We start from the raw sequence: 19,486 nt of genomic DNA on the forward strand, positions 1-19,486 counted from the left end.
TGTTTTTATTCGGTGGCTTCGGCGCTGAATTCAGCTTCAAATTGCGGGTTGCTTTCATCGACCGCACGCAGTTCCAGTAGCTGCATCTCGGTCACCGCGCTGTTGGCTTCGGCCAGGCGAATCTGCTTGATATCCCGGTCGCCGCGCACCTCGATGGAGGCGATCACGTTGCCGACTGCTTCGGTTTTCGGGGTCAGTTTTACCTGCCACTGATCGTCGCCATTCTCGGCGGAGACATGAAAGAGGCCGTCCAATGCGGAAAAGTTGCCGCGAAAAATCTGCAACAGCGGAACGGCAATTTGCCGCGCCAGGACATCGTCACCTGTGCCCGCTGCCTTCAGGATCCGGTGGGAGGCAATCGGCTTCTGCACCCGCCAGCTGATTCCCTGGTCCCGCGACAGCGCCACCACACCGCTGGACAACAGCGGCCGCGGCAGTTGCGGCAGAGTCTTTTTCTGCTCAAAGCGACCCAGCATCTGCGGCGCCTTCTCCAGACGTGCTTCTATCTGCGCCAGCACCCGCTGCTGCTGCGGTTCCAGTGCCAATAACGGCGGACACAGGCAGAACCCCACCCATAAAATCAGCCAGCGCGCGCCCATCAGGCCACCCCCAGTTTCTGCAGCAGCACCGGCGGCGACGCGAACAGCATTTCCTCGCTGCGCATATCTACCGCCACCTGCACCGTGTGTCCTCGGGTCAGGCGTTTGCCAGTGTCGCGGTCGCGTACCTGGTAATCGATCTTGAAACGGTTTTCGTACTCGCTCACTTGTGCCCGCACCACTACCCATTGCTGGAAACACAGTGGCTGCGCGTAGCGGATGCGCAGGTCGATCACCGGCCAGGCGTAACCGGAATCGCGCATCTGCGAATAGTTATAGTCGAGCCGGTCGAACAGCGCGCAACGCGCAATCTCGAAATACTTGGCGTAGTGGCCATGCCAGGCGATGGCCATCATATCCACATCGTGAAACGGGACTTGCAGTTCGATTTCGGCAGCCCAGTTTTCCGGTAGGTCTTTTTTAGTCGGCACGATACAGCTCACTTTTTACTGTTCGGGATACAGACGCCAGTGGCGCTGCTGAATCAATTGCACAAAATTCCGCAGGTCGCCTTCCAGTTCCCGATCCTGCTCCAGCAAGTCGAAATTATCGGCAATCTGCCTGATGCTGGCGCTAATGGCCGAGGACAGATTTTCCTCCTGCAGTTCGCCCTCGCGCAGGCGAAGCTGCACGCCCTGCCAGGCCATCATCAGCGCCGCGGCCGCTACCTGTTCAGTCAATTGCAGCACGCGCATGCAGTCGCGCGCGGCAATGGTGCCCATGCTGACCTTATCCTGGTTGTGGCACTCGGTGGAGCGGGAAAAAACACTGGCCGGCATCGTCTGTTTCAGCGCTTCCGCAGTCCAGGCGCTGGCCCCAATTTGCACCGCCTTGAAACCGTGGTTGAGCGGGCGGCGCTCGCCGCTGGCACCGGTCAGGTTAGCCGGCAGGCCGTTATTGAATTTCACATCCGCCAGTTGGGCGATCTGGCGATCGAGCAGGTCGGCGAGATTGGCCACGGCGTTTTTCAGGCTGTCCATGGCGAAGGCGATATGACCGCCGTAAAAGTGGCCCCCGTGCAGCACCTGCTCGTGCTCGCCGTCGATGATCGGGTTGTCATTGGCGCTGTTCAGTTCGTTCTCGATAAACTGGCGCAGCCACGGCAGCGAGTCCTGCACTACACCGATCACATGCGGGGCGCAGCGCAGGGAATAGCGGTCCTGCAGCCGGTTGCTCTGGCGCGGCGCCTCGCCCGCATTCAGATCGTCGTGGATCCAGCGGGCGATTCGATTCTGTCCCGGATGCGGCTTGACCGCGAACAGGTGCGCATCGAAATGATAGGCATTGCCCTGCAGGGCAACGCTGGTCAGGGAGGTGATGCGCGCGCTCAGCTGGCTCAGGTATTCCGCGCGGCTGTAGGCCATGCAGGCGAGGCCTGTCATGGCGGCGGTGCCGTTCATGATCGCCAACCCCTCTTTGGGTCGCAGTTTCAGCGGCTCAATGCGCAATTCGTCGAACACCTCGGCGGTGTCACGCTGCTCGCCGTGATACCAGACCCGACGCTCGCCGGCGAGCACGGCGGCCACATAAGACAGCGGCGTCAGGTCGCCGCTGGCACCCACCGATCCCTCCTGCGGAATCACCGGAATCACATCCTGCTGCAACAGCCGCGTCAATTGCTGCAGCAACTCGTAGCGTACGCCGGAACTGCCGCGAGCCAGACTGGCCAGACGCGCGCCGACGATGGCGCGGCTCTGTTCAATACTGAACACCTCACCCAGGCCGCAGCCGTGGAAGGTGTAGAGATGGCGCGGCAGATCTTCCACCAGCTCGCCGGGAATATTGACCGTGCAGGAATCACCATAGCCGGTGGTGACACCGTAAATGACTCCCTCCTGCTGCCACAATCGATCGAGAAATTCGACACCGCGATGGATGCGCGCGATGAAGGACTCATCGTCGGACAGGCGCACCTGGGCGCGACCGCGAGCAATGTCGTTGATCTGCGCAATCGTCAGTTCGCTGCCGTCGAAGACGACCGGTATGCGCTGTAACACTGCGGTATTCATGCTTGTTGATTCCAGAACGGATAGAAGTTGTACCACTGCAGCGGAGCCAGGCGGCAGTAATATTCAAGTCGCGCGGCGAAGTCCGCCACCAGTTCGCGGATATGGCTCTCGCGGTCACCACGTTTCATCTGCACCCGATCGCAGAGCTTTTCCATATAAATATCGTAGCCGTCGGCGCTGCGCAGACAGAAAAGCGTGTACACCGGGCATTTGAGCAACGCCGCGAGAATATAGGGCCCCTGCGGGAAGGGCGCCGGGCGACCGAAGAACTGCGCCTCGCAGGTGCGCCCCTGGGAATTGACCGGGGTGCGGTCGCCAACGATCACGACCAGCTCGCCATCGTCCACCGCTTCCGACAACTGCATCGCCAGTGTCGGCGTCACCTCGGTCACCTGGATCAGGCGCACCTGGCTCTTCGGGTTGAGCATCTGCATCATGCGATTGAATTTTTTCGCGTGCTTGGTATGCACCAGGACATTGACTCGCACATCCGTCAGGCTACCCAGCGCGCGGCAGACTTCCAGGTTGCCCAGATGGGAACCGATCAGCACGCCTCCCTGGCCGCTACTGGCCAGCTGGTGCAGGAAGGCGCGCTCGGGGAAATTTACCTGGCTGGCCGGAATACCCACGAACCAGGCCTCGAGTTTTTCCCGCGCGCTGTTGGCAAAATTCAGGAAGATGCGGAAACCGGTAATCCAGTCGGCTTTTATCTTTTCCCGTGGATAGCGCTCGGCAAAAAAACGCAGGTACTGGTGAGTGGCACGGCGACCGCTGCGGTTTTTCAGGTAGTAGCAGAACACCACCGGGTAGACCGCAATCTTGAAGGCAATGGGCCCCAGGCGGTGGTGCAGCCAGAACAGGAAGCGGATGCCGATAAAAAAACCCTGCTCCCGGTAGCGCGACCAGTGAAGACTGTTCATAGCGCCGCCTTCGGTTTCAAACGGCGCAGCTGTCGTACCAACATACCGAAGAACAGGCGGGTGTGCATGGCGGATATCAGTATATTGTCCTGCAGACCCCGGAAGTGCGAAACACCGTCCGTCGGATAGCGGACCTGTACCGGCAACTGCACCAGCGGTTCACCGCGCCAGTGCCAGCGCACCAGCACTTCCGGATCAAAATCCATACGGTCGCCGGTAAATTCCTCATCGAGCAGGGCCACTGCCGCAGCCAACGGGTAGCAGCGCAATCCGCACATGGAATCCCTGATTTCCAACGACAGGGTATTGATCCAAACCCATACATGGGTCAGGTAACGGCCCAGAAGCCGCGCCACGGGTACCGATTCGTCGTAGACCGGGTAGCCGCAGATAAGCGCCTCCGGCCGCGCCTTGCAGTGTTGTAGGAATTGCGGAATATCCGCCGGGTTGTGCTGGCCGTCCGCATCCACCTGGATGCCGTGGCTGAACCCCAGCTCACGCGCGGCGCGCAGCCCGGTCTTGACCGCGGCACCCTTACCGCCGTTCTGCTCACGCACTACCAGATGCAACCACTCCGATTGCTCGCCTGCCAGATGTTCCAGTTCCGTGCGGCAGGAAATGTCGCTGCCATCATCTACCAGCACGCAGGGCAGGCCAAATTCGCGCAGCGATGCAACGGTGCCAGTAATAGCATCCTCGTGGTTATAGACCGGGATAACGAAACAGGGTTTAGCCATGATCGAAACACAATTTACCACTACTGTACTCGCCCACCTCATTGTCCGGGCAATGGAAGCGGAATTTCAGTTTGTTTTTCTCAATATCAAATTCAAGCTCCAGTACTGCATTCTCACCGGGCCTCAGCAGCTGCTTGAATTTGATTACCTCCATTGAGGAGAAACGGCCACCCAGCCCCAGTAGCTCACGCCCGTAGTGCATGGCCCAGTCGATCTGTACCACGCCCGGCACCACTGGTGCGTCCTCAAAATGACCGGGCAGGCATGGCAGGTCCGCGGGAATCTGTATTTCCACTCGCACGTTTTGTTCCGCCATCTCGCGTTTTATTACCCGCGGCAGCATTCTCACCGGCGTGGCATCAAACAATTGCATCAGCAATTCTCTCGGGCTCTTGCCCTGTTGATTCTTCGGTATGGCGTCGACAAAACGCCACAGGCGCGGAAGTGCCACGCCGTCCAGATCCGGGGCGAGGAGGGCCCGCAGCGCGCGCACCAGTTGCCCCCTGCCCCGCAGCATTAATATTTCGCGGCCGGACGCGCTCAGCGCCACTACCGCCGCCAGGCCCTGGCGCCCACGTTTCACCGTTAGGGTCCGCGCGTCGACTATCCACTCGCTGGTCATGAGCAGCGATTCAACCTGCGATAACGAAACCCGCTTTTCTTCGATCTTCACGATACGATCAGCACGGCCCAACAGCCGGAAGCGACCGTCCACATCTACCTTTATCCGATCCTGACCAGAGAATACCTCTGGTAGCCATGGCGAATTCACGCGCAACAGGTCGTCACTGTCGGCCGACACCTGCACCCGCGCGAGCGGTTGCCAACGCGCGTCCTCTATCTGCTGGCGCCAGGCGATACCACCGGTTTCCGTGCTGCCATAAATTTCCAGCGGCGCCTTGCCACTGAGCTCTTCCACCGCCCGCGCGTCTTCGGGCGCCAGGGGGCCACCGGATGAGAAAATACCGTGTAACGAGTGGCCCAGGTACCAGGGCCAGCTGTCGATACGACGGCTCAGTTGCGCCGGGCTCGCAATCCACAATGCCGGCGCAAATTGTTTCGCATCGCGCAGCAGCGCAGCTACGTCCCTATAGGTCTTGCCGACAAATGGCCGCCCGCTGTAGAGCGGCCACAGCACCTTGAACAGCAAGCCGTAAATATGCTGGTGGCTCACGGTGGCCAGTGTCGTCGTCCGCTCCGCCAAAGCGCCCCAGAGCTGCTGCTGCGTCTCTATTTCCGTGAGCAGTTGCGTCAAAGTTTTGTTCACCCGCTGCGGCTCGCCGCTACTGCCAGAGGTAAACAATTGAATACTACCGCTGAACTCGCACAGTTCGGCGCTGTCTTTATGTTCCGGCAGCAAAGCTTCCGGAGCCCGAATGTCGCGTTCAGGACTACAGATTTCCCAGTTTCCGAGCCACAGGGAAACATCGCCGATGTGTTCCATCGTACTGCGCTTATTGTTGGCCGGAATCACCACTTGGGCGCCGCAGGCCAATGCCGCAAACAGCAATAGCGAAAACTCATAACTGTCGTCGCAGTAGAGTGCCACGCGCGCCGATGGCAAGCGGACCAGGCGCGCGCGCAGCGCGGCACTGGTCGCCGCCAGCCGGCGCCGGAATTTGGCGAAGCTCACCGGCCCAGTACGCGCATGGCATACCAGATCGGATCCCTCGCGATAACCGAACACCTCGTCAAACAGCATCAGTCTCGGCCCCTGCGGCAATCCGGCCGCGTAGTCGGCGGCGCAACAGCCATTCACCGGCCAACAGCAGCCCCATCAGGGTGTAGGAGACGAGGCCGTTGTACAGTGTCCATAGCCGCATATCACCGTGCAGCACCGTGGCCGCGGCCAGGCTCCCATTGAGCACAAAAAAAACGCACCAGACTTGAGTAACCCGTCGGGTGTAAGCCACGCCTTCAGGGGGCAGGTCGGGTTCACGCAGGCGCGCCAGGCGCTCTATCACCGTCTGTGGCTGGCGCAGGCTGTAGGCAAACACAGTCAGCAGAATCCCATTACACAACACCGGGTACCAGAGCAATCCACTACTGTCGCCACGCAGCCAGGACAATGCCGCCACTATCGCCAACGCGGCAGCCACCAGCTTCGCACCGATTTTTCCGTTGTTTCCACCGACAAGCAGGCGCAAGCAAGCAATGGCCAGCAACAGGCACAGCAGGCTTTCCAGGGACAGGTACTGGATACCGAAATAGACCGCCAGCGGATAAAGCGCAACGATCAGGGCCAGTATCAACTGCGCCAACCTGCTCACTGCTCAGCCATTACCTTTTCGATGGCATCGACAACATGGCCGACGGTGCGAACACTCTTGAACTCCTCTGGGGCAATTTTTTTGCCAGTCAACTCTTTCAGGCGCACGATAAGATCTACCGCATCGATACTGTCGATATCCAGGTCATCGGAAAGGTGTGCATCCTGAGTGACATCCGCCGCATCCACTTCGAACATCTCGACCAGTATATCGGTCAGCTCCGACAGGATCTCTTCTCTGTTATTTAACATCATTGCTTCTCTCAACCGCGACTTTCGGCCACAAAGCGGGCCAGGTTGTCGACGCTGGCAAAGTGGGTTTTGGTTGTCTCGCTCTCGGCGTCGATGGAAATATTGTATTTTTTCTGCAGGGCCAGACCCAGCTCCAGCGCATCAATGGAATCCAGACCGAGGCCCTCGCCAAATAGGGGTTCGTCAGACTGGATTTCCTCAGGAGTAATATCCTCCAGATTCAACACTTCGATAATCAGATCTTTCAGTTCTTTTACCAGCTCGCTCACGCGACACACTCCTCAGTAAAAAAAGCTTTCAATTTGTGGGTTATTTCCCGGGCCGCCAGCGGAGATTCTTCGACACCCCCCAGCTGTAACAGGTTATCGGCATTTGCGATATCAAATTGAAAGTGCGGTCGGGACAGCGGGATGCTGTACCAGGGAATATTTTTCATCAGCATTGGCGGATTGCAGCGAATGGTGACCAGGGTCGGCTTCACGCCTGCACGCAGCGCCATATAGGCGGCGCCGCGCTGAAACCTGAAGGGCCGCCCGGGAACCGAGCGCGTACCCTCGGGGAATAGCACCACCGATTCACCGTTTTGCAGGGACCTTGCAGCCAGCTCGATGATGCGCTCGGGGTCGTCGTTGGGGATATAGTCGGCGGTGGTCACCGCGCCGCGCATAAACGGGTTGCGGAACAGGCTCGCCTTCACAATGCAATTGGCATTCGGAATACGGGAAATCAGGAACACCACGTCGATCAGCGACGGATGATTGGCCAGCACCAGCTGGCCCGGGCGGCGCAACCGCGCTTCGTCGCGGAAGCCGTAGGTGTAGATCCCGGTGACGTGCATAAAGCCGATAAACGTGCGGAAGGTATGGTGGATCAGCAAACGTGCCCTGCGCTTACGCACTTCCGGGTCGCGATAAATTAGCTTCAGGGGAGGAAACAGGACAAAGCGCAGCACCAACCCACCGAGGCCAAACAGGCTGAAGGCCGCGGCCGTCGCCAGCAGTCGCAGCCAGTAATAATCGCGACGCGAAGGGGAGTTCTCAGTCGCCATGGATGCACAGCTCCCGGTTCCGACCGACGGGCACACGGCCGGTTTCGTCCACCAGCGCTGCGATCAGGGGCAACTGGTAGCCGGGCTCGTCAAATGCCGACGGCGACTGGACCCCGGCTCTGTATTCGATGGAAGCCCGGAAACCCGCGACATCCCCATCGGCCGCAGACAGGTACAGTGCCGTCGCACAGATATACTGTGGGCTGCAGGCGCTGGACAGATACATTTCCGGCAGCGGTTCCTCGCAGAACAGTAAAACCAGCTCCCGCGTACCTTCCGCCAGCATACCGGCGGCCTCGAGAAGACCGGCCTGCAGCGGATAGTCGCCACCTGCCAGCGCCAGTGTCGGCGACTGTATCCCGCAGAGGATCGATAGTTGTCCGGCGATGGCGTTATGTACCGAAAGACCGAATGCGGTCGGCGACAATGGCTGCCCCGCTGCCACATCGCACAACAGAGAGTAGGTCCGCTGCGCCTCACCGTGTGTGGAACAGCACACCAGGGGGATATCGCGGTCCCGGACCAAGGGGTAGGCGGTGGCAGAAGCGGCCTTGGCCAGCGGGCTCAGACGACGCCGTTGCATGGCCGGCAAGAACGACACATCGGGCTGGCCGACATCCGCTACGCTAGCTTCACCGCGGCGCCAGCGCAGCCAGTCTGACGAGTCACCAAGCCCCGGCGCCCACGCCCGCCAGGCAGAGATAACAAAATCAATAGACACCGATGATTATGGGAACAGACCCCATACCCCCCCAAAATATATAGACTTCGCCGGCGGCCACCCATGGCTCTAACTGTCTACGGCCATTTTGGGCCCCCAGCCGGCCGGCGAGTTAAGACTGGAAATGGTACACAAACTGATCAATTTCTGCCAGCGAAACGATTGTGAGAACCGCCCATCCAGCAGTCGGCTTCCGCCGCAGTGGCGGCTTGCGTATTATCGTCGGCAGCTTCCGTCAGCGCGGCAGCCGAATCGAAAGGAAATTCCCGGGATAGATCCCTACCAAGGAGTCACGAAATGCCAAAGAAAGTACCCGCCTGTCTGTTCGCAGCACTGTTGCTGATGACGGCGGTTGCCGCCGAGGCCCGCGACACCCGCCATATACTTGCAATAGAACAGGCCATGGCGACGGCGGATGCCCGCGCAAAGCTGGATGGGGACATACAGTTCCTGTTCGGGAAAAGCGCGAGCGCTGATATCGCGCAGAGTCACGGCGAATTCACGGCCAACCGCAAGACCAATGCGTTCAACAAATCGGATACCGAAGCCTGCAACTGGGTGTTCCTGTCGGCAATGCTGGCCTTGCAGGAGCGGGCACGCAAAGAGGGCGGCAATGCGGTGATTAATATCCGCAGCTTCTACAAGAAGCACGAAATCGACAGCAGCAACGAGTTCGAATGCGGTGCCGGCGCACTGATCGCCGGAGTGGCGCTCAAGGGTGAAGTGGTCACCCTGAAATAAACTCCCTTGTTTTACCTCACCTGCTCCGATTTCGAGGGCTGGCCGGACGGCTGGCGCCATACGAGCCGCAGTTGGCTGGGCATTGCAGAGCGCAAACGCCTCGCCGCCATTCGCAGCGGCGCCCGGCGCGACCAGTTTCTCGCCGGACGCCTGCTGCTGAGGCAATGCCTCGCGGAGACCCTCTCCATGGCTCCAACGGACATAGAACTGGCAGCGGCGGCACCAATACGCGCAGCGCAGACCGACGGTCACCCGCTGTGCTTTGTTTCCATCAGCCACACCGCCAGTTGCGTTGCTGTAGTACTGTCCGAACACCCCGTCGGGGTTGACTGCGAGCGGCTGCGCGCGCGGCGCAACTGGCGCGCGATCAGCGCGCAGTTTTTTTCCGCTGCAGAGGCCGCGTGGCTACAGCTACAGCCAGCGGAGGAGGGCCTGGAGGCGTTTCTCCGCAGTTGGACCCTGAAAGAAGCGCTCAGTAAATGCACCGGGGCCGACCTCGGCCAGGTTTTGGCCCGCGCACCGCTGGTTGAAAACAGGACACACTGGCCAGCCGAGTTTACCGGCTTTCACGCCTGGAGCGGAGCCTTGGACAACAAGATACAGATGGGCCTGGTATCTTCGACAGTACTGATTCCACACTGCCATTATCGCCCCGGACCATTCGACAGTTCAGGGCAGCAATCTATCGAGTTGGCTGCGATTTCCCCCGAGATGTGCTAGTGGGCCGCTCGCAAAGTAACCTCTCGCGACTGAAGCTCACTCTCCGGCAAACAGATCGCCGAAGAAGTCCCCCGCATTCCAGGCCGGCTTTGCATCCGCATCCGCCACTTCCCGCGCAATCGCATAGTTCACTTCGGTAAACTGCTTGGCCGCCGGGTAGCTGATCTGCTCGTCGGCCTCGTCGGCGGGGCGGTGGTAGCGTTCCTGCAGGAACCGGTTCTGCATCGCCGTGCCGTCGATTTCCGGGTTCACCGCCTCGCGGCCGGTGATCAGGTAGATGGCGGGGATGCCCTGGCGCACGAAGTTGTAGTGATCACTGCGCACGAAGATCACCTGTTCCGGCATCGGGTCGGGGCTCAGTTTCAGGCCGGTGCGGGCGGCGGCGCGCGCGGCGGTCTGGCCGAGCGAGGAGTGCTCGGCGCCGAAGGCAATGATGTCCCTGAACGGATACAACAGCATCGGCATATCCAGATTGATATTGCCGACGATGGACTGGGCTGGCACCGTCGGATAGTGGGCGAAGTAGTCGGAACCCAGCAGGCCTTTCTCTTCCCCGGTCACAGCCACGAACAGTAGCGAGCGGCGCGGCGGCACGCCGGACGCGAGGAACAGGCGCGCGGTTTCCAGCATCACGGCGATACCGGCGGCATTGTCCTGGGCGCCGTTGTTGATGCGGTCGCCCTCGCCTTGCTCGTCGATACCGATGTGGTCCAGGTGGGCGGAGAAGATTACGTACTCGTCTTTCAGCTCCGGATCGCTCCCCGGCAGCATCGCCACCACGTTGGGGCTGGTGATCTCCTCATGCACCGCGCCGCTGGTCAGCGAGGCGCTATACGGCAGTGTAAAACCTGCCGGTACCAGGCCGTTCTCGGCTTCGGTGAAGATGGTGTCCAGACTGCGTTCGGCGCCCATGAACAACTGGCGGCCGGCGGCCATATCCAGCATCACCCCCGGGTGCAGGCCGGGAATGGCGCCGCCGGGAATGCCGTCTTCCCGCACCCAGTCCAGGTTGTCATCGTGCAGGTGTTCAACCGAGCGCCGGAAGGGCCAGCGCTTTTCCCGCTGCGGTGTGTTCAGCAGGATAGTGCCGACGGCGCCGTGGCGCGCGGCCGTCTCGCGTTTGGTGCGGGTGGAGGCATAGTGGGCACCTACCTCGCTGGGCATCTTCTGCGGGCGGCCGCTCAGTATCACGACGATCTTGCCATTCACGTCCAGGTCGGCGTAGTCGTCGACACCGTAATCCGGTGCCTCGATACCGAAACCGACGAACACCAGGCCGGCGGTGGTGGCGGTGTCCTCGCTGAGGGTGGGCGGCGAGGCGATAAAGTCCTCGCCAAACTCAAAAGCGATATCGCCGTCGCGCCCCTGCAGCATCAGGGTCGGCTCGACGCTGTTCCAACTGGCGCGGCGGAAAGGCACCGGCTGCATATAGCCGTCGCTGCCGGCGGGCTGCAGGCCCATGGCCCGGAACTGCGCGGCGACATAATCGGCCGCTGCGCGGTAGCCGGGGGTGCCGGTCTCGCGCCCGGCCAGGGCGTCGTCGGCCAGGTAATTGACGTGGGTGCGGACATTTTCGATATCGGCATCGGGAATCGGCGCCGGTCTGTCGGTGCTCGCACAGGCGGCCAGGGCAGCCGCCATCACGGCGCCCAGCAGGGTTCTTATTCTCATCGGCAATTCGGTCTGCTTGTGGGTTTGGTTTCCGGCACTCGCCGCACCTTCACCGGTGATCGCCGAACGCCGCAAAAAGTCTTCAGGCAAGCAAGCTTACCATGATCCACAGCAGCGGAATGGCCGCCAGGTTCAGGATCAGGCCGGCGCGCAGCATCTGCGTCTGGCGCACGGCGCCGGTGCTGTAGGCCAGTGCGTTTGGCGGCGTCGCCACCGGCAGCATGAAGGCGCAGGTGGCGGCGATACCGACACCGAATACCAGCGGATAGGCGATGGCCGGATTGAATTCCTGCGCCAGTGCGTAGATCACCGGCACCAGGATGGCCGCACTGCCGGTGTTGGAAGCCAGCTCGGTGAGAAAGATCATCAGCGCGATACAGGCGATGATCAGCAGCCAGCCGGGCGCATCGGCGAGCCCGCCCAGCAGCGACTGTGCCAGCCACACCGAGGCACCGGTCTGCTGCAATACCGCCGACAGGCAAAGGCCGCCGCCGAACAGCAGCAGAATGCCCCAGTTGATTTCGCTCTGCAGTCTGGGCCAGGTGATCAGGCCCAGCAGCGGTGCCAGCGCGGTGATCAGCAGGCCCACCATCGCATCGAAACTTTTCCCCAGCCCCAGCCAGCGGCTGATCAGCCCGGACAGGCTCCAGGCCACCACGGCGCCGGCGAACAGTGCCACCGCGCCGATGGCGCCCGGGGTCCAGTCCATCCTCTCCAGTGCAATGGCGCGGATCGAGGCCTCCTCCCGGTCCGGGCGCAGCACCAGCCACAGTGCCGCCAGCACCAGCGGGAACATCGCCAGGGTCACCGGCAGGCCCACCTGCAGCCAGGACACGAAATCCAGTTCCAGGGTGCGCGCGGCAATGGCGTTGGGCGGGCTGCCGACGATGGTGGCGAGGCCGCCGATATTGGCCGCGTAGGCGGTGCCCAGGATGGCGAAGCCGCGCGTGCGCGGGTGGTCCTCATCCACCAGCGACAGTGCGATGGGCAGCATCATCGCGGTAGTGGCGGTGTTGCTCATCCACATGGAAAGGAAAGAAACGGTGGCGAAGAACCCGACCAGCGTCGGCCACAAGTGGCCGCGGCCCAGTTGCAGCACCCGCATGGCGAGGCGCCGGTCGATGCCGTGGGCGTGCAGCACCGCGGCCAGCGTAAAGCCGCCCATAAACAGGAAAATGATGCTGCTGGCAAAAGGCGCCAGTGCTTCGGACGCGGGCATCAGGTCGCTGAAGTAGGCCGCCGCCGGCACCAGCAGCGCCGTGACCGGTAGCGGCACTATCTCGCTCATCCACAGGCCGGCGGCACTCAGCAGGATAAACAGGCCCAGCTGTTCCGGCCCGTCCCCTGCAAGCGCGCCGGAAAGCCAGTGGGCCAGCAGTATCCAGGCGGCGATGACGATCAGTTTGGAGGGCAGGGAGAGATGGTGCACCGGTGGGCTCCGCGTCTGTTGTTCGGTGATTTCGCCGACAAACCATAACAGACAATGCCGCTGGACACGCGGCGGCGCTCAGGCCGCGCGGTCGATTTCCGGGAAGGCGCGGCGCACCGCCGCGGCGACCTCTTCGTAGGCGTTGTCCGCGCAGAAGCCACCGTGTGCGCCCATGAAATGAATGAACGGCAGTGCCAGCAGGCGCTGGAAATCTTCCTGCAGCCAGTGGGCCGGGTCGCGCCCGTCCGGCGTGGCCCGCGCGCGCCAGTTGGGCGCCACCTGCATACCGCGGCGAATACCGCCGAAGCGCAGCAGGTGGCGCCCGCACCAACTGCAACCACACCAGGACTGCCAGTACTGGATCGCGTCGCAGGTCAGCAGCAGGCCGCCGTTGTAGGGCACCCAGAGCGCCGCTTCCGGGTAGCGGCTGTGGCCGAACTCCACAAAGCAGCCGCCGGGTATCGGGCAGTCGCCGCCGTCCCGCAACAGCCGATCGGGGGCCGGGGCGGGATAGAGATCGGAATTGGCCTGTCGCCAGAAGGTCAGGTTGTAGCGGTCGCGGTAGTAGAGGTCGTCGCAACCGTGGTGATAACCGAGGCGCACCGCGTGGCGGATGCGGCCCAGTTCCTCGAGCCGCTCCTCCTGCACCGGGCGCAGGCGCACGGGATTGACCAGCGTCAACTCGTCGCCCCAGCGCAACACGCCCATGTTGCGATTGATGGCCGTGGCAGGCGCCAGTTTCGCGGTGCCCGGCACACAGAAGAAATCCGGCAACAGCCGCCGGATCTCGCCGTGGGGTTGCGGCAGCGGGTAGTTGATCTGCATGGGCGCCGCGCTCCGGTGCCGGAATCAGCTGTACTGGGCGCGGTTGCCGATACCGCGCAGTATCTGCAGCGCCCGCTGCGCGTGCCGCTCGGGGACAAAAACATGATCGTGGCGCAGCGCGGCGACGACGTTTGCACTGATGCCCTCCGCCGCCAGTTCCCCGGCGACCGCAGCGGTCAACCCCACCGCCTGCAGGCTGGAATGCACCTGCAGGGTTATCTGCCGGTAGCCGCCACCATCGGCATCAGTAACCAGGCCCTCGCGCTCCGCCACCGCACGCGGCACTATCGCACTGATACCCTCACGTTCGCGGAAAATGCACAGGCTCTCGCCGAGCAGGTCCCGCAGCTGCGCTTCCGGCATCGTTACAAAGTCGTAGACCTCCCCCTGCAATTGCGGATCGATATTCTGTAGCAGTTTCTCCAGGCGCACTTCTGCACTCATAAACGCTTCGCCAAAACAGACTGTCGGTATTGAGCCGGGGCGCTGTCGCCCGGCTCAGTGTTTTTTTCGCGCTTTTTTGTCGCTGGCCGCGCTGCTCGAGGGCACCTCGGTGAAAGTTTCCCCCTCGAACTCCGGCTCACCCTCGGCGGGTGTGGTATCCACCTCCATACTATTTCGTTCGGCCTCCCTCTCCCAGCGGTCGAGCACGGTATCGATATCCGTTTCCAGCTCCATCGGCGGAAATTCCGGGCAGGATTCGTCTTTGCCCGGGTTGTACCAGCCGGACAGGGGCGCCACGAAAACCACCAGGGACTTGTGCAGCAGATTGCGGCCGATACTGGCCTCTGTCCAGGTGGTCTGCCAGGCGTACTTGCCTTTGACGGCGTAGTCGCTCTCGTAGGATTTCAGGGTCAGGAAATAGGGATAGAGTTTGCCACCGCGACAGACGATGCGGCGCTCGGTCTTGATGTTCGCCATCTGTGTGAACGGATCGAAGTACCACTGGATATCGTAGCCGTAGGCAAAACGCATCTCGTCGCCGCGCTCGATAAACGCGTAGGAGCGACCGGTGCCGTCGGCATCCAGGCTCCACACGTGGCGGGCCTCGCCGTCGCGGGAGATCAACCAGTCCCCCACCCACTGCGCAGCCTCGAGACGGGAGTCGGCTTGCCAACCTTCGGTTTCGTCCCCCTCGCCCTCCGCGGCAGCGGCGCCGCCACAGGCGAGGAGGAGTGCCAGCGTGAGAATAAAGCGTCGCCGTATCACAGCTCTACTCCGAGTCCGCTCTACTCTTCCCTGATAAAACTTCCGTTATCGTCCTGCCCGGTGAATGCGGGCGCGGCGCTCAGCTGGCCAGCTTCGGGCATTCGGCCCCGGCGCGCGGCGTTTCCCAACCCTGCAGCCGGCGCTGGAAACTCAACAGTTTGCCGCCTTCCTGCAACCAGTGGCGGCCATCCACTACCGCGAAGTCTAGGGTCACCGGGCTCCAGCCGGTAAACGCCACCGCGACTTTGCCCCCGGCACAGCGCAGCTGGGCACCGGTGCGCACGCGCACCCGGTCGCCGACCAGCTTCCAGTTGATGGCAAAACCGTGGGACAGGCGGCCGCTCTCCTGGAAGCCGTAGGCGAAACCGGTACCGTCGGCATTCAACTGCCACACCAGTTGCGCATCGCGTTCACTGACCACCAGCCAACTGCCGGCCCAGTCCCGCTGGCCGGCTTCCGCCGCCGCGGCCAGCGGCAGTAGCAGAAACAGGCAAAGTATCAGGGCGAACGTCTGGAGAAAGGAGAGGAGGAGGCTCTGGGAGCAGGGTCGACGCAACAGCTTCATGCGCAACTCCGGTTTTTCGGGTGACTGCGAATGGCAGCGGAATTTGCAGGCCATCGGACCCGGGCCTGCCCGCCGCCGGTTTTCCCTCGCGGCGGGTTCCGCTCGCGGATCTCACCCACCGTCATGAAAAACCGCAGATGCGCGTTTTTTCACGTCCTTCTTTTTCAAGGCTAGACGCAAAAACCCACGCTGGCAGAGGAAGCATCAAAAATATTCATTCACACGCCAGGGGACGCGGGGCTACCGGGCATCGGACAGGGTCTTGTCCGCGCGCCAGATTCGGTACTTGAGCTGCCACCCCTCGGGGACATAGACCACCAGCGGCAGGCGGCTGTTGTAAGGCAGCATCAGCCCCTCGCCGCGCACGCGCACAAAGCGGCGTGTTTTGCTGCTGTCCGGACAGGCCTTGAGTGTGCTCGGGCCGAGCCTGGGTTCACCCAGTACGTAGTAGGCATAGCCGTAGCCTTTCACGGTACGCCGCTCCAGCGGCGCCCGGTAGCTGCGCAGGTTGCAGTCCACCATTTCGGTCTTTCCGGGCACCAGCTCGACCATGAAGCGACTCTCGTCCGCGACCCTGGGCAGTTCGATCACACGCCGGCTGTTGCCGTCGACGGTTTCGGGGAAAACGCCCGGGTCCGCGGCGCAAGTGGCAGCGGCGAGGCAGCAGAGACAGAGCAGGGAGAGATAGCGCAGCGGCATGGGGATCTCCGTTTGGCGCGCAATGCTTCCTGAAAGCATAGCAGCGACGGGTCAGCGCCGGCGGCGCAGCGCAAACCACAGCATCAGGCCCAAGCCCACCGCCACGGCGAACAACAGCGTCGCCCAGAGATAAAAGCGATCCCCCCCGGCGGCCGGTTCCAGGCGTGCCCGGGCCTGTGCCAGGCCGGCGCGCAGTTGCTGGAAGGCGGAGATCACCTCGGCGTTGGGGGCCCCGCGGAGAATCTCCCCGCGCAGCAGTTGCCAGTCTCCGGCCAGCTTTGCCGCCAGCGGCGCATCCCGCTGCTGCAGTGCTTCGCGCCGGGGCAGGTAGCCCTCTCGATAGGCGAGCATCACCCGGTGATAGGCGGTCGCACTGTCGCCGGCCCGGTAGACGGTTTCCGCCAGTTGCAGCAGTCCGTCTGCGCGCGACAGCGGCTGTTCCAGTGCGCGCACCCGGTCCGGGTTGCCGCGCCACCAGAGCAGTGCCCCGGCGGCGTCCGCCGGCAACTCGACCGGCCGCGCGGTGGCCAGACCCGGCAGGCCCACCAGCGCCGGGTAGCGCTGTGCCAGCTGTGCCGGTGGCGGCTCGGTGCCGAGCACCGCCAGGTGCGCCACCGCAACCGCCAGCGCCCAGCGCTGCCGACTGCTAAGGTTGCGGTCCACCGCCGGTGGGTGGACGGCATCTGCGGTGGGATCGAGGGTGTTGTAGATATCGTAGAGACTGAAACTGCCCATCCGCGCCGGGTCATCCAGGGCCGGACCCCGGTTTCCGCCCTCGCCGCGAGCACCGTGGCAGGCGGCGCAGCGCTTCTGGTAGAGGGCCCGCGCCTCGGCGGCACCGGGTAGCATTTCCGCCGGCGAGCGCTGCAACTGGTAGAGCTGCGCCACCCGGTCGGCGGCGGCATTGGCGCGGCGGCGTACGTCCTCGGCAGCGCGCTTTTCGGCGATGGCGGAGTCCAGCTCCAGCACACTGCCCTCCAGTGCCGCCCGGCCGGGTCGCTCCGGCAACTGGCGCACCAGCTCCAGCGCGCGCGCCAGGTTGCGGCGCTGCTGATCGTACAGGGATTGGTCGCTAATTTCGCCATTCTGCACCGAATCGGCGTAATCCACTGCGATGTAGGACAGCAAATTGCTGGCCCTTGCCGCCAGTGGCTCGCCGCCTTCCGCCTGTGACCAGGCGTCTGCAGCGAGCCACAGAAGCAGGCAGGGAAGAGTGACAATCAGGCGCGCAATCTGCGTCCGGAAGCGTGGCATCGGCTGTTCTTTTTCTGGGTTCGGCTCAGGGTTGGCAGGTGCATCCGCGGCGGTCCCGGACCACCGCTTTTCGCGCCTTTCCCCTGTTGCCAGTTGGGGGATCGGGCACAAAAAACCCCGCCCGGGGCGGGGTTCGGGCGTCGCACCGCGGGAATCAACCGCGCTCGGCGCGCTCTTTCTCGATCAGGTAATTGGCGACTTCCAGCATCAGCTCCTGGCCGTTGCTCTTGCCCTTCAGGCCCGGCAGGGACGTACTGATGCGGTACTTGCCGGCCACGACCACTTCCGGCGTACCGGACAGCTGGTAGGCGCGCTGGTTGGCCATGCCCTGCTTGACCTTGCTGTTGATGGCGAAGGAGTTCATCAGCTTGGCGGCCTTGGCGCCGTCGGTGCCGTTGGCATTGAACAGTTCCTCGATCGCCTTCAGGTCCGGATCCCACTCGCGACCGTTGCGGGTGGCGAACATCTTGCGCTGCTTGTTGATGGCGTTGAAGATCGGCGTGTGCATCGTGTCCAGCACACCCATGGCGTCGGCCACGTAGTACATGCGCGCGTGCACTTCCATCACCGGCTGCCAGATGGCCGGGATCTTCAGCAGCGCCACATCTGCGGGAATCTCTTTTTTCCAGCGCTTCAGGGCTGGCTCGAAGTGGTAGCAGTGGCCGCAGCCGTACCAGAACAGTTCGGTGACCTCGATCCTGTTGTCATCCTTCTGCGGCACCGCCTGCGGCAGTACCTGGTAGTGCTGGCCTTCCTTGAACTGGCCGCTGTCCTGGGCGCAGGCGGCGAGGCTGAACAGCAGGGTCAGCAACAGGGTTAACGGGGCGGCGACGGCTCTCATAGTGTTCTCCAACGTTATTCTTGCGGCCGCAGAGACCGCGGCGCTAGTCAATAGACAGCGCCGATTATTGAAGTTCCCGCTGCGCGACGCAAGAAATCCGGGCAATAAATGCACAAACCGATGCCAGCGATCCCGCAGCGGGCACAAAAAAGCCGGTCGGGGACCGGCTTTTCTGGCTGTCTTCGGACGGCGATCAGTCTGTCAGGCCGGCGACATAGTTGGCCACCGCCTCGATCTCGGCATCGGACAACTGCTTGGCCACCGTGCGCATGGTGCGCGAGTCGCCGTCGTTGGTGCGGGTGCCGGCGCGGAAGGCCTTGAGCTGGGTTTCGACATAATCCGCGAACTGACCGGAAAGCCGCGGGTAGCCTGCCGGCGCATTGCCCTTGCCGGTGGGTGAATGGCAGCCCATGCAGGCGGGCACACCGGTCTCGCTGTTACCGGCGCGGTAGAGGTCGCGGCCGAAGATCAGCGCGTCCACGCTCTCACCGCTGTTCAGGGTCACGGACATCGGCTGGGAGCCGGACAACTGCATGTTCTGGGACGCAAAGTAGGCGGCGATATCCTGCAGGTCCTGTTCGTTGAAGTTATCCAGCTGGCCGATCATCTGCGGCACTTCGCGCGCACCGCTCTTGATATCCATCAACTGCTTGGCGAGGTACTTCTCCCCCTGGCCGGCGAGCTTGGGAAAGGTGGGCGCCGGGCTGTTGCCATCCGGGCCGTGGCAGGCCGCACAGGCGGCGGCCTTGGCTTTGCCGGCGGCGGCATCCCCGGCCGCCATCGCAAGAGGCGCAATCATTACCAGGCCGAAAGCCAGAGCGGTGTTCTTTATAATGCTGTTCATACGTCGTCCCATAGCGCGCTGAAATGTGGCATCTGGCGTCGCCCCCCTGGTCCGCGTCCGATACGCGGCCGACATCCTGCGACGCAAAAACCGCGGCATTATATACTTGCGCGCCAATACAGTGTACCGGTCC

Annotated in this window: 23 protein-coding genes; 2 read left to right on the forward strand and 21 right to left on the reverse strand. The window is 62.6% G+C overall.

Annotation, left to right across the window (positions count from 1 at the left end; translation table 11 throughout):
* Positions 1-5: 5 nt before the first annotated feature.
* The 11 genes from MWN76_RS06935 to MWN76_RS06985 are packed head-to-tail and all read right to left on the reverse strand — an operon-like array spanning position 6 to position 8,555.
* On the reverse strand, positions 6-599 hold the full coding sequence (locus MWN76_RS06935) for a LolA family protein (RefSeq protein ID WP_250460485.1): 594 nt from the start codon (positions 597-599) through the stop codon (positions 6-8).
* A complete protein-coding gene (locus MWN76_RS06940) occupies positions 599-1,030 on the reverse strand; it encodes an acyl-CoA thioesterase (RefSeq protein ID WP_345780058.1) in 432 nt (143 codons plus the stop codon). The genes MWN76_RS06935 and MWN76_RS06940 overlap by 1 nt, the downstream gene beginning before the upstream one ends.
* Before the next feature lie 15 nt (positions 1,031-1,045).
* The gene (locus MWN76_RS06945; RefSeq protein WP_250460487.1) at positions 1,046-2,608 is read right to left on the reverse strand and encodes an HAL/PAL/TAL family ammonia-lyase; all 1,563 of its coding nucleotides are present in this window, start codon (positions 2,606-2,608) and stop codon (positions 1,046-1,048) included.
* Positions 2,605-3,528 carry a lysophospholipid acyltransferase family protein gene (locus tag MWN76_RS06950; protein WP_250460489.1) on the reverse strand — a complete coding sequence of 308 codons (924 nt, stop codon included), beginning with the start codon at positions 3,526-3,528 and terminating at the stop codon, positions 2,605-2,607. The genes MWN76_RS06945 and MWN76_RS06950 overlap by 4 nt, the downstream gene beginning before the upstream one ends.
* Positions 3,525-4,265, reverse strand: coding sequence for a glycosyltransferase family 2 protein (locus MWN76_RS06955; protein ID WP_250460491.1), 741 nt, complete (start codon positions 4,263-4,265; stop codon positions 3,525-3,527). The genes MWN76_RS06950 and MWN76_RS06955 overlap by 4 nt, the downstream gene beginning before the upstream one ends.
* Positions 4,258-5,967 (reverse strand): ApeI family dehydratase, encoded by a 1,710-nt coding sequence (locus tag MWN76_RS06960; protein ID WP_250460492.1) that lies wholly within the window; start codon positions 5,965-5,967, stop codon positions 4,258-4,260. Before MWN76_RS06960 ends, MWN76_RS06955 begins: the two co-directional genes overlap by 8 nt.
* Positions 5,957-6,535 (reverse strand): COG4648 family protein, encoded by a 579-nt coding sequence (locus MWN76_RS06965; RefSeq protein ID WP_250460494.1) that lies wholly within the window; start codon positions 6,533-6,535, stop codon positions 5,957-5,959. Before MWN76_RS06965 ends, MWN76_RS06960 begins: the two co-directional genes overlap by 11 nt.
* The gene (locus MWN76_RS06970) at positions 6,532-6,786 is read right to left on the reverse strand and encodes an acyl carrier protein (RefSeq protein ID WP_250460497.1); all 255 of its coding nucleotides are present in this window, start codon (positions 6,784-6,786) and stop codon (positions 6,532-6,534) included. The genes MWN76_RS06965 and MWN76_RS06970 overlap by 4 nt, the downstream gene beginning before the upstream one ends.
* 11 nt (positions 6,787-6,797) lie before the next feature.
* Positions 6,798-7,055 carry a phosphopantetheine-binding protein gene (locus MWN76_RS06975; protein WP_250460498.1) on the reverse strand — a complete coding sequence of 86 codons (258 nt, stop codon included), beginning with the start codon at positions 7,053-7,055 and terminating at the stop codon, positions 6,798-6,800.
* Complete coding sequence (locus MWN76_RS06980) at positions 7,052-7,870, reverse strand: lysophospholipid acyltransferase family protein (RefSeq protein WP_250460499.1); 819 nt, start codon at positions 7,868-7,870, stop codon at positions 7,052-7,054. Before MWN76_RS06980 ends, MWN76_RS06975 begins: the two co-directional genes overlap by 4 nt.
* Entirely contained in the window at positions 7,824-8,555 is a 732-nt protein-coding gene (locus tag MWN76_RS06985) for a beta-ketoacyl synthase chain length factor (RefSeq protein ID WP_345780059.1), read from the reverse strand. Before MWN76_RS06985 ends, MWN76_RS06980 begins: the two co-directional genes overlap by 47 nt.
* Positions 8,556-8,852: 297 nt before the next feature.
* Here MWN76_RS06985 and MWN76_RS06990 point away from each other — a divergent pair, with 297 nt between their 5' ends.
* Together MWN76_RS06990 and MWN76_RS06995 are read left to right on the forward strand one after the other, a co-directional pair.
* On the forward strand, positions 8,853-9,296 hold the full coding sequence (locus MWN76_RS06990) for an excinuclease ATPase subunit (RefSeq protein WP_250460503.1): 444 nt from the start codon (positions 8,853-8,855) through the stop codon (positions 9,294-9,296).
* 6 nt (positions 9,297-9,302) lie between these two features.
* Positions 9,303-10,016 carry a 4'-phosphopantetheinyl transferase family protein gene (locus MWN76_RS06995; protein WP_250460505.1) on the forward strand — a complete coding sequence of 238 codons (714 nt, stop codon included), beginning with the start codon at positions 9,303-9,305 and terminating at the stop codon, positions 10,014-10,016.
* A gap of 36 nt (positions 10,017-10,052) precedes the next feature.
* Here MWN76_RS06995 and MWN76_RS07000 read toward each other — a convergent pair whose 3' ends face one another.
* The 10 genes from MWN76_RS07000 to MWN76_RS07045 form a co-directional block, all read right to left on the reverse strand.
* Positions 10,053-11,687 (reverse strand): M28 family peptidase, encoded by a 1,635-nt coding sequence (locus MWN76_RS07000; RefSeq protein ID WP_250460507.1) that lies wholly within the window; start codon positions 11,685-11,687, stop codon positions 10,053-10,055.
* An 82-nt stretch (positions 11,688-11,769) separates the two neighbouring features.
* Positions 11,770-13,116 carry an SLC13 family permease gene (locus tag MWN76_RS07005; protein ID WP_250460508.1) on the reverse strand — a complete coding sequence of 449 codons (1,347 nt, stop codon included), beginning with the start codon at positions 13,114-13,116 and terminating at the stop codon, positions 11,770-11,772.
* Positions 13,117-13,194: 78 nt separating this feature from the next.
* Entirely contained in the window at positions 13,195-13,941 is a 747-nt protein-coding gene (locus MWN76_RS07010; RefSeq protein ID WP_250460510.1) for a hypothetical protein, read from the reverse strand.
* A 24-nt stretch (positions 13,942-13,965) separates the two neighbouring features.
* Positions 13,966-14,385 (reverse strand): ACT domain-containing protein, encoded by a 420-nt coding sequence (locus tag MWN76_RS07015; protein WP_250460512.1) that lies wholly within the window; start codon positions 14,383-14,385, stop codon positions 13,966-13,968.
* Between the two features lie 54 nt (positions 14,386-14,439).
* The gene (locus tag MWN76_RS07020; RefSeq protein WP_250460515.1) at positions 14,440-15,150 is read right to left on the reverse strand and encodes a hypothetical protein; all 711 of its coding nucleotides are present in this window, start codon (positions 15,148-15,150) and stop codon (positions 14,440-14,442) included.
* A gap of 79 nt (positions 15,151-15,229) precedes the next feature.
* On the reverse strand, positions 15,230-15,715 hold the full coding sequence (locus tag MWN76_RS07025) for a hypothetical protein (RefSeq protein ID WP_250460517.1): 486 nt from the start codon (positions 15,713-15,715) through the stop codon (positions 15,230-15,232).
* A 240-nt stretch (positions 15,716-15,955) separates the two neighbouring features.
* A complete protein-coding gene (locus tag MWN76_RS07030) occupies positions 15,956-16,414 on the reverse strand; it encodes an ecotin family protein (RefSeq protein ID WP_250460518.1) in 459 nt (152 codons plus the stop codon).
* A gap of 51 nt (positions 16,415-16,465) precedes the next feature.
* The gene (locus MWN76_RS07035; RefSeq protein ID WP_250460519.1) at positions 16,466-17,668 is read right to left on the reverse strand and encodes a c-type cytochrome; all 1,203 of its coding nucleotides are present in this window, start codon (positions 17,666-17,668) and stop codon (positions 16,466-16,468) included.
* A gap of 154 nt (positions 17,669-17,822) precedes the next feature.
* Entirely contained in the window at positions 17,823-18,509 is a 687-nt protein-coding gene (locus MWN76_RS07040; RefSeq protein ID WP_250460520.1) for a thiol:disulfide interchange protein DsbA/DsbL, read from the reverse strand.
* 193 nt (positions 18,510-18,702) lie between these two features.
* Positions 18,703-19,353, reverse strand: a complete 651-nt coding sequence (locus MWN76_RS07045; protein WP_250460521.1) for a c-type cytochrome — start codon at positions 19,351-19,353, stop codon at positions 18,703-18,705.
* Positions 19,354-19,486 lie beyond the last annotated feature (133 nt).

Source organism: Microbulbifer litoralis, assembly GCF_023634065.1.
Classification (GTDB): Bacteria; Pseudomonadota; Gammaproteobacteria; order Pseudomonadales; family Cellvibrionaceae; genus Microbulbifer; species Microbulbifer litoralis.

What these genes read in the sequence shown, in the direction of transcription:
- MWN76_RS06935 (WP_250460485.1), bottom strand. Translation starts at nt 599, where the DNA reads ATGGGCGCGCGCTGGCTGATTTTATGGGTGGGGTTCTGCCTGTGTCCG.
- MWN76_RS06945 (WP_250460487.1), bottom strand. Translation starts at nt 2,608, where the DNA reads ATGAATACCGCAGTGTTACAGCGCATACCGGTCGTCTTCGACGGCAGC.
- MWN76_RS06950 (WP_250460489.1), bottom strand. Translation starts at nt 3,528, where the DNA reads ATGAACAGTCTTCACTGGTCGCGCTACCGGGAGCAGGGTTTTTTTATC.
- MWN76_RS06955 (WP_250460491.1), bottom strand. Translation starts at nt 4,265, where the DNA reads ATGGCTAAACCCTGTTTCGTTATCCCGGTCTATAACCACGAGGATGCT.
- MWN76_RS06960 (WP_250460492.1), bottom strand. Translation starts at nt 5,967, where the DNA reads ATGCTGTTTGACGAGGTGTTCGGTTATCGCGAGGGATCCGATCTGGTA.
- MWN76_RS06970 (WP_250460497.1), bottom strand. Translation starts at nt 6,786, where the DNA reads ATGTTAAATAACAGAGAAGAGATCCTGTCGGAGCTGACCGATATACTG.
- MWN76_RS06990 (WP_250460503.1), top strand. Translation starts at nt 8,853, where the DNA reads ATGCCAAAGAAAGTACCCGCCTGTCTGTTCGCAGCACTGTTGCTGATG.
- MWN76_RS07000 (WP_250460507.1), bottom strand. Translation starts at nt 11,687, where the DNA reads ATGAGAATAAGAACCCTGCTGGGCGCCGTGATGGCGGCTGCCCTGGCC.
- MWN76_RS07010 (WP_250460510.1), bottom strand. Translation starts at nt 13,941, where the DNA reads ATGCAGATCAACTACCCGCTGCCGCAACCCCACGGCGAGATCCGGCGG.
- MWN76_RS07015 (WP_250460512.1), bottom strand. Translation starts at nt 14,385, where the DNA reads ATGAGTGCAGAAGTGCGCCTGGAGAAACTGCTACAGAATATCGATCCG.
- MWN76_RS07025 (WP_250460517.1), bottom strand. Translation starts at nt 15,715, where the DNA reads ATGAAGCTGTTGCGTCGACCCTGCTCCCAGAGCCTCCTCCTCTCCTTT.
- MWN76_RS07030 (WP_250460518.1), bottom strand. Translation starts at nt 16,414, where the DNA reads ATGCCGCTGCGCTATCTCTCCCTGCTCTGTCTCTGCTGCCTCGCCGCT.
- MWN76_RS07035 (WP_250460519.1), bottom strand. Translation starts at nt 17,668, where the DNA reads ATGCCACGCTTCCGGACGCAGATTGCGCGCCTGATTGTCACTCTTCCC.
- MWN76_RS07040 (WP_250460520.1), bottom strand. Translation starts at nt 18,509, where the DNA reads ATGAGAGCCGTCGCCGCCCCGTTAACCCTGTTGCTGACCCTGCTGTTC.
- MWN76_RS07045 (WP_250460521.1), bottom strand. Translation starts at nt 19,353, where the DNA reads ATGAACAGCATTATAAAGAACACCGCTCTGGCTTTCGGCCTGGTAATG.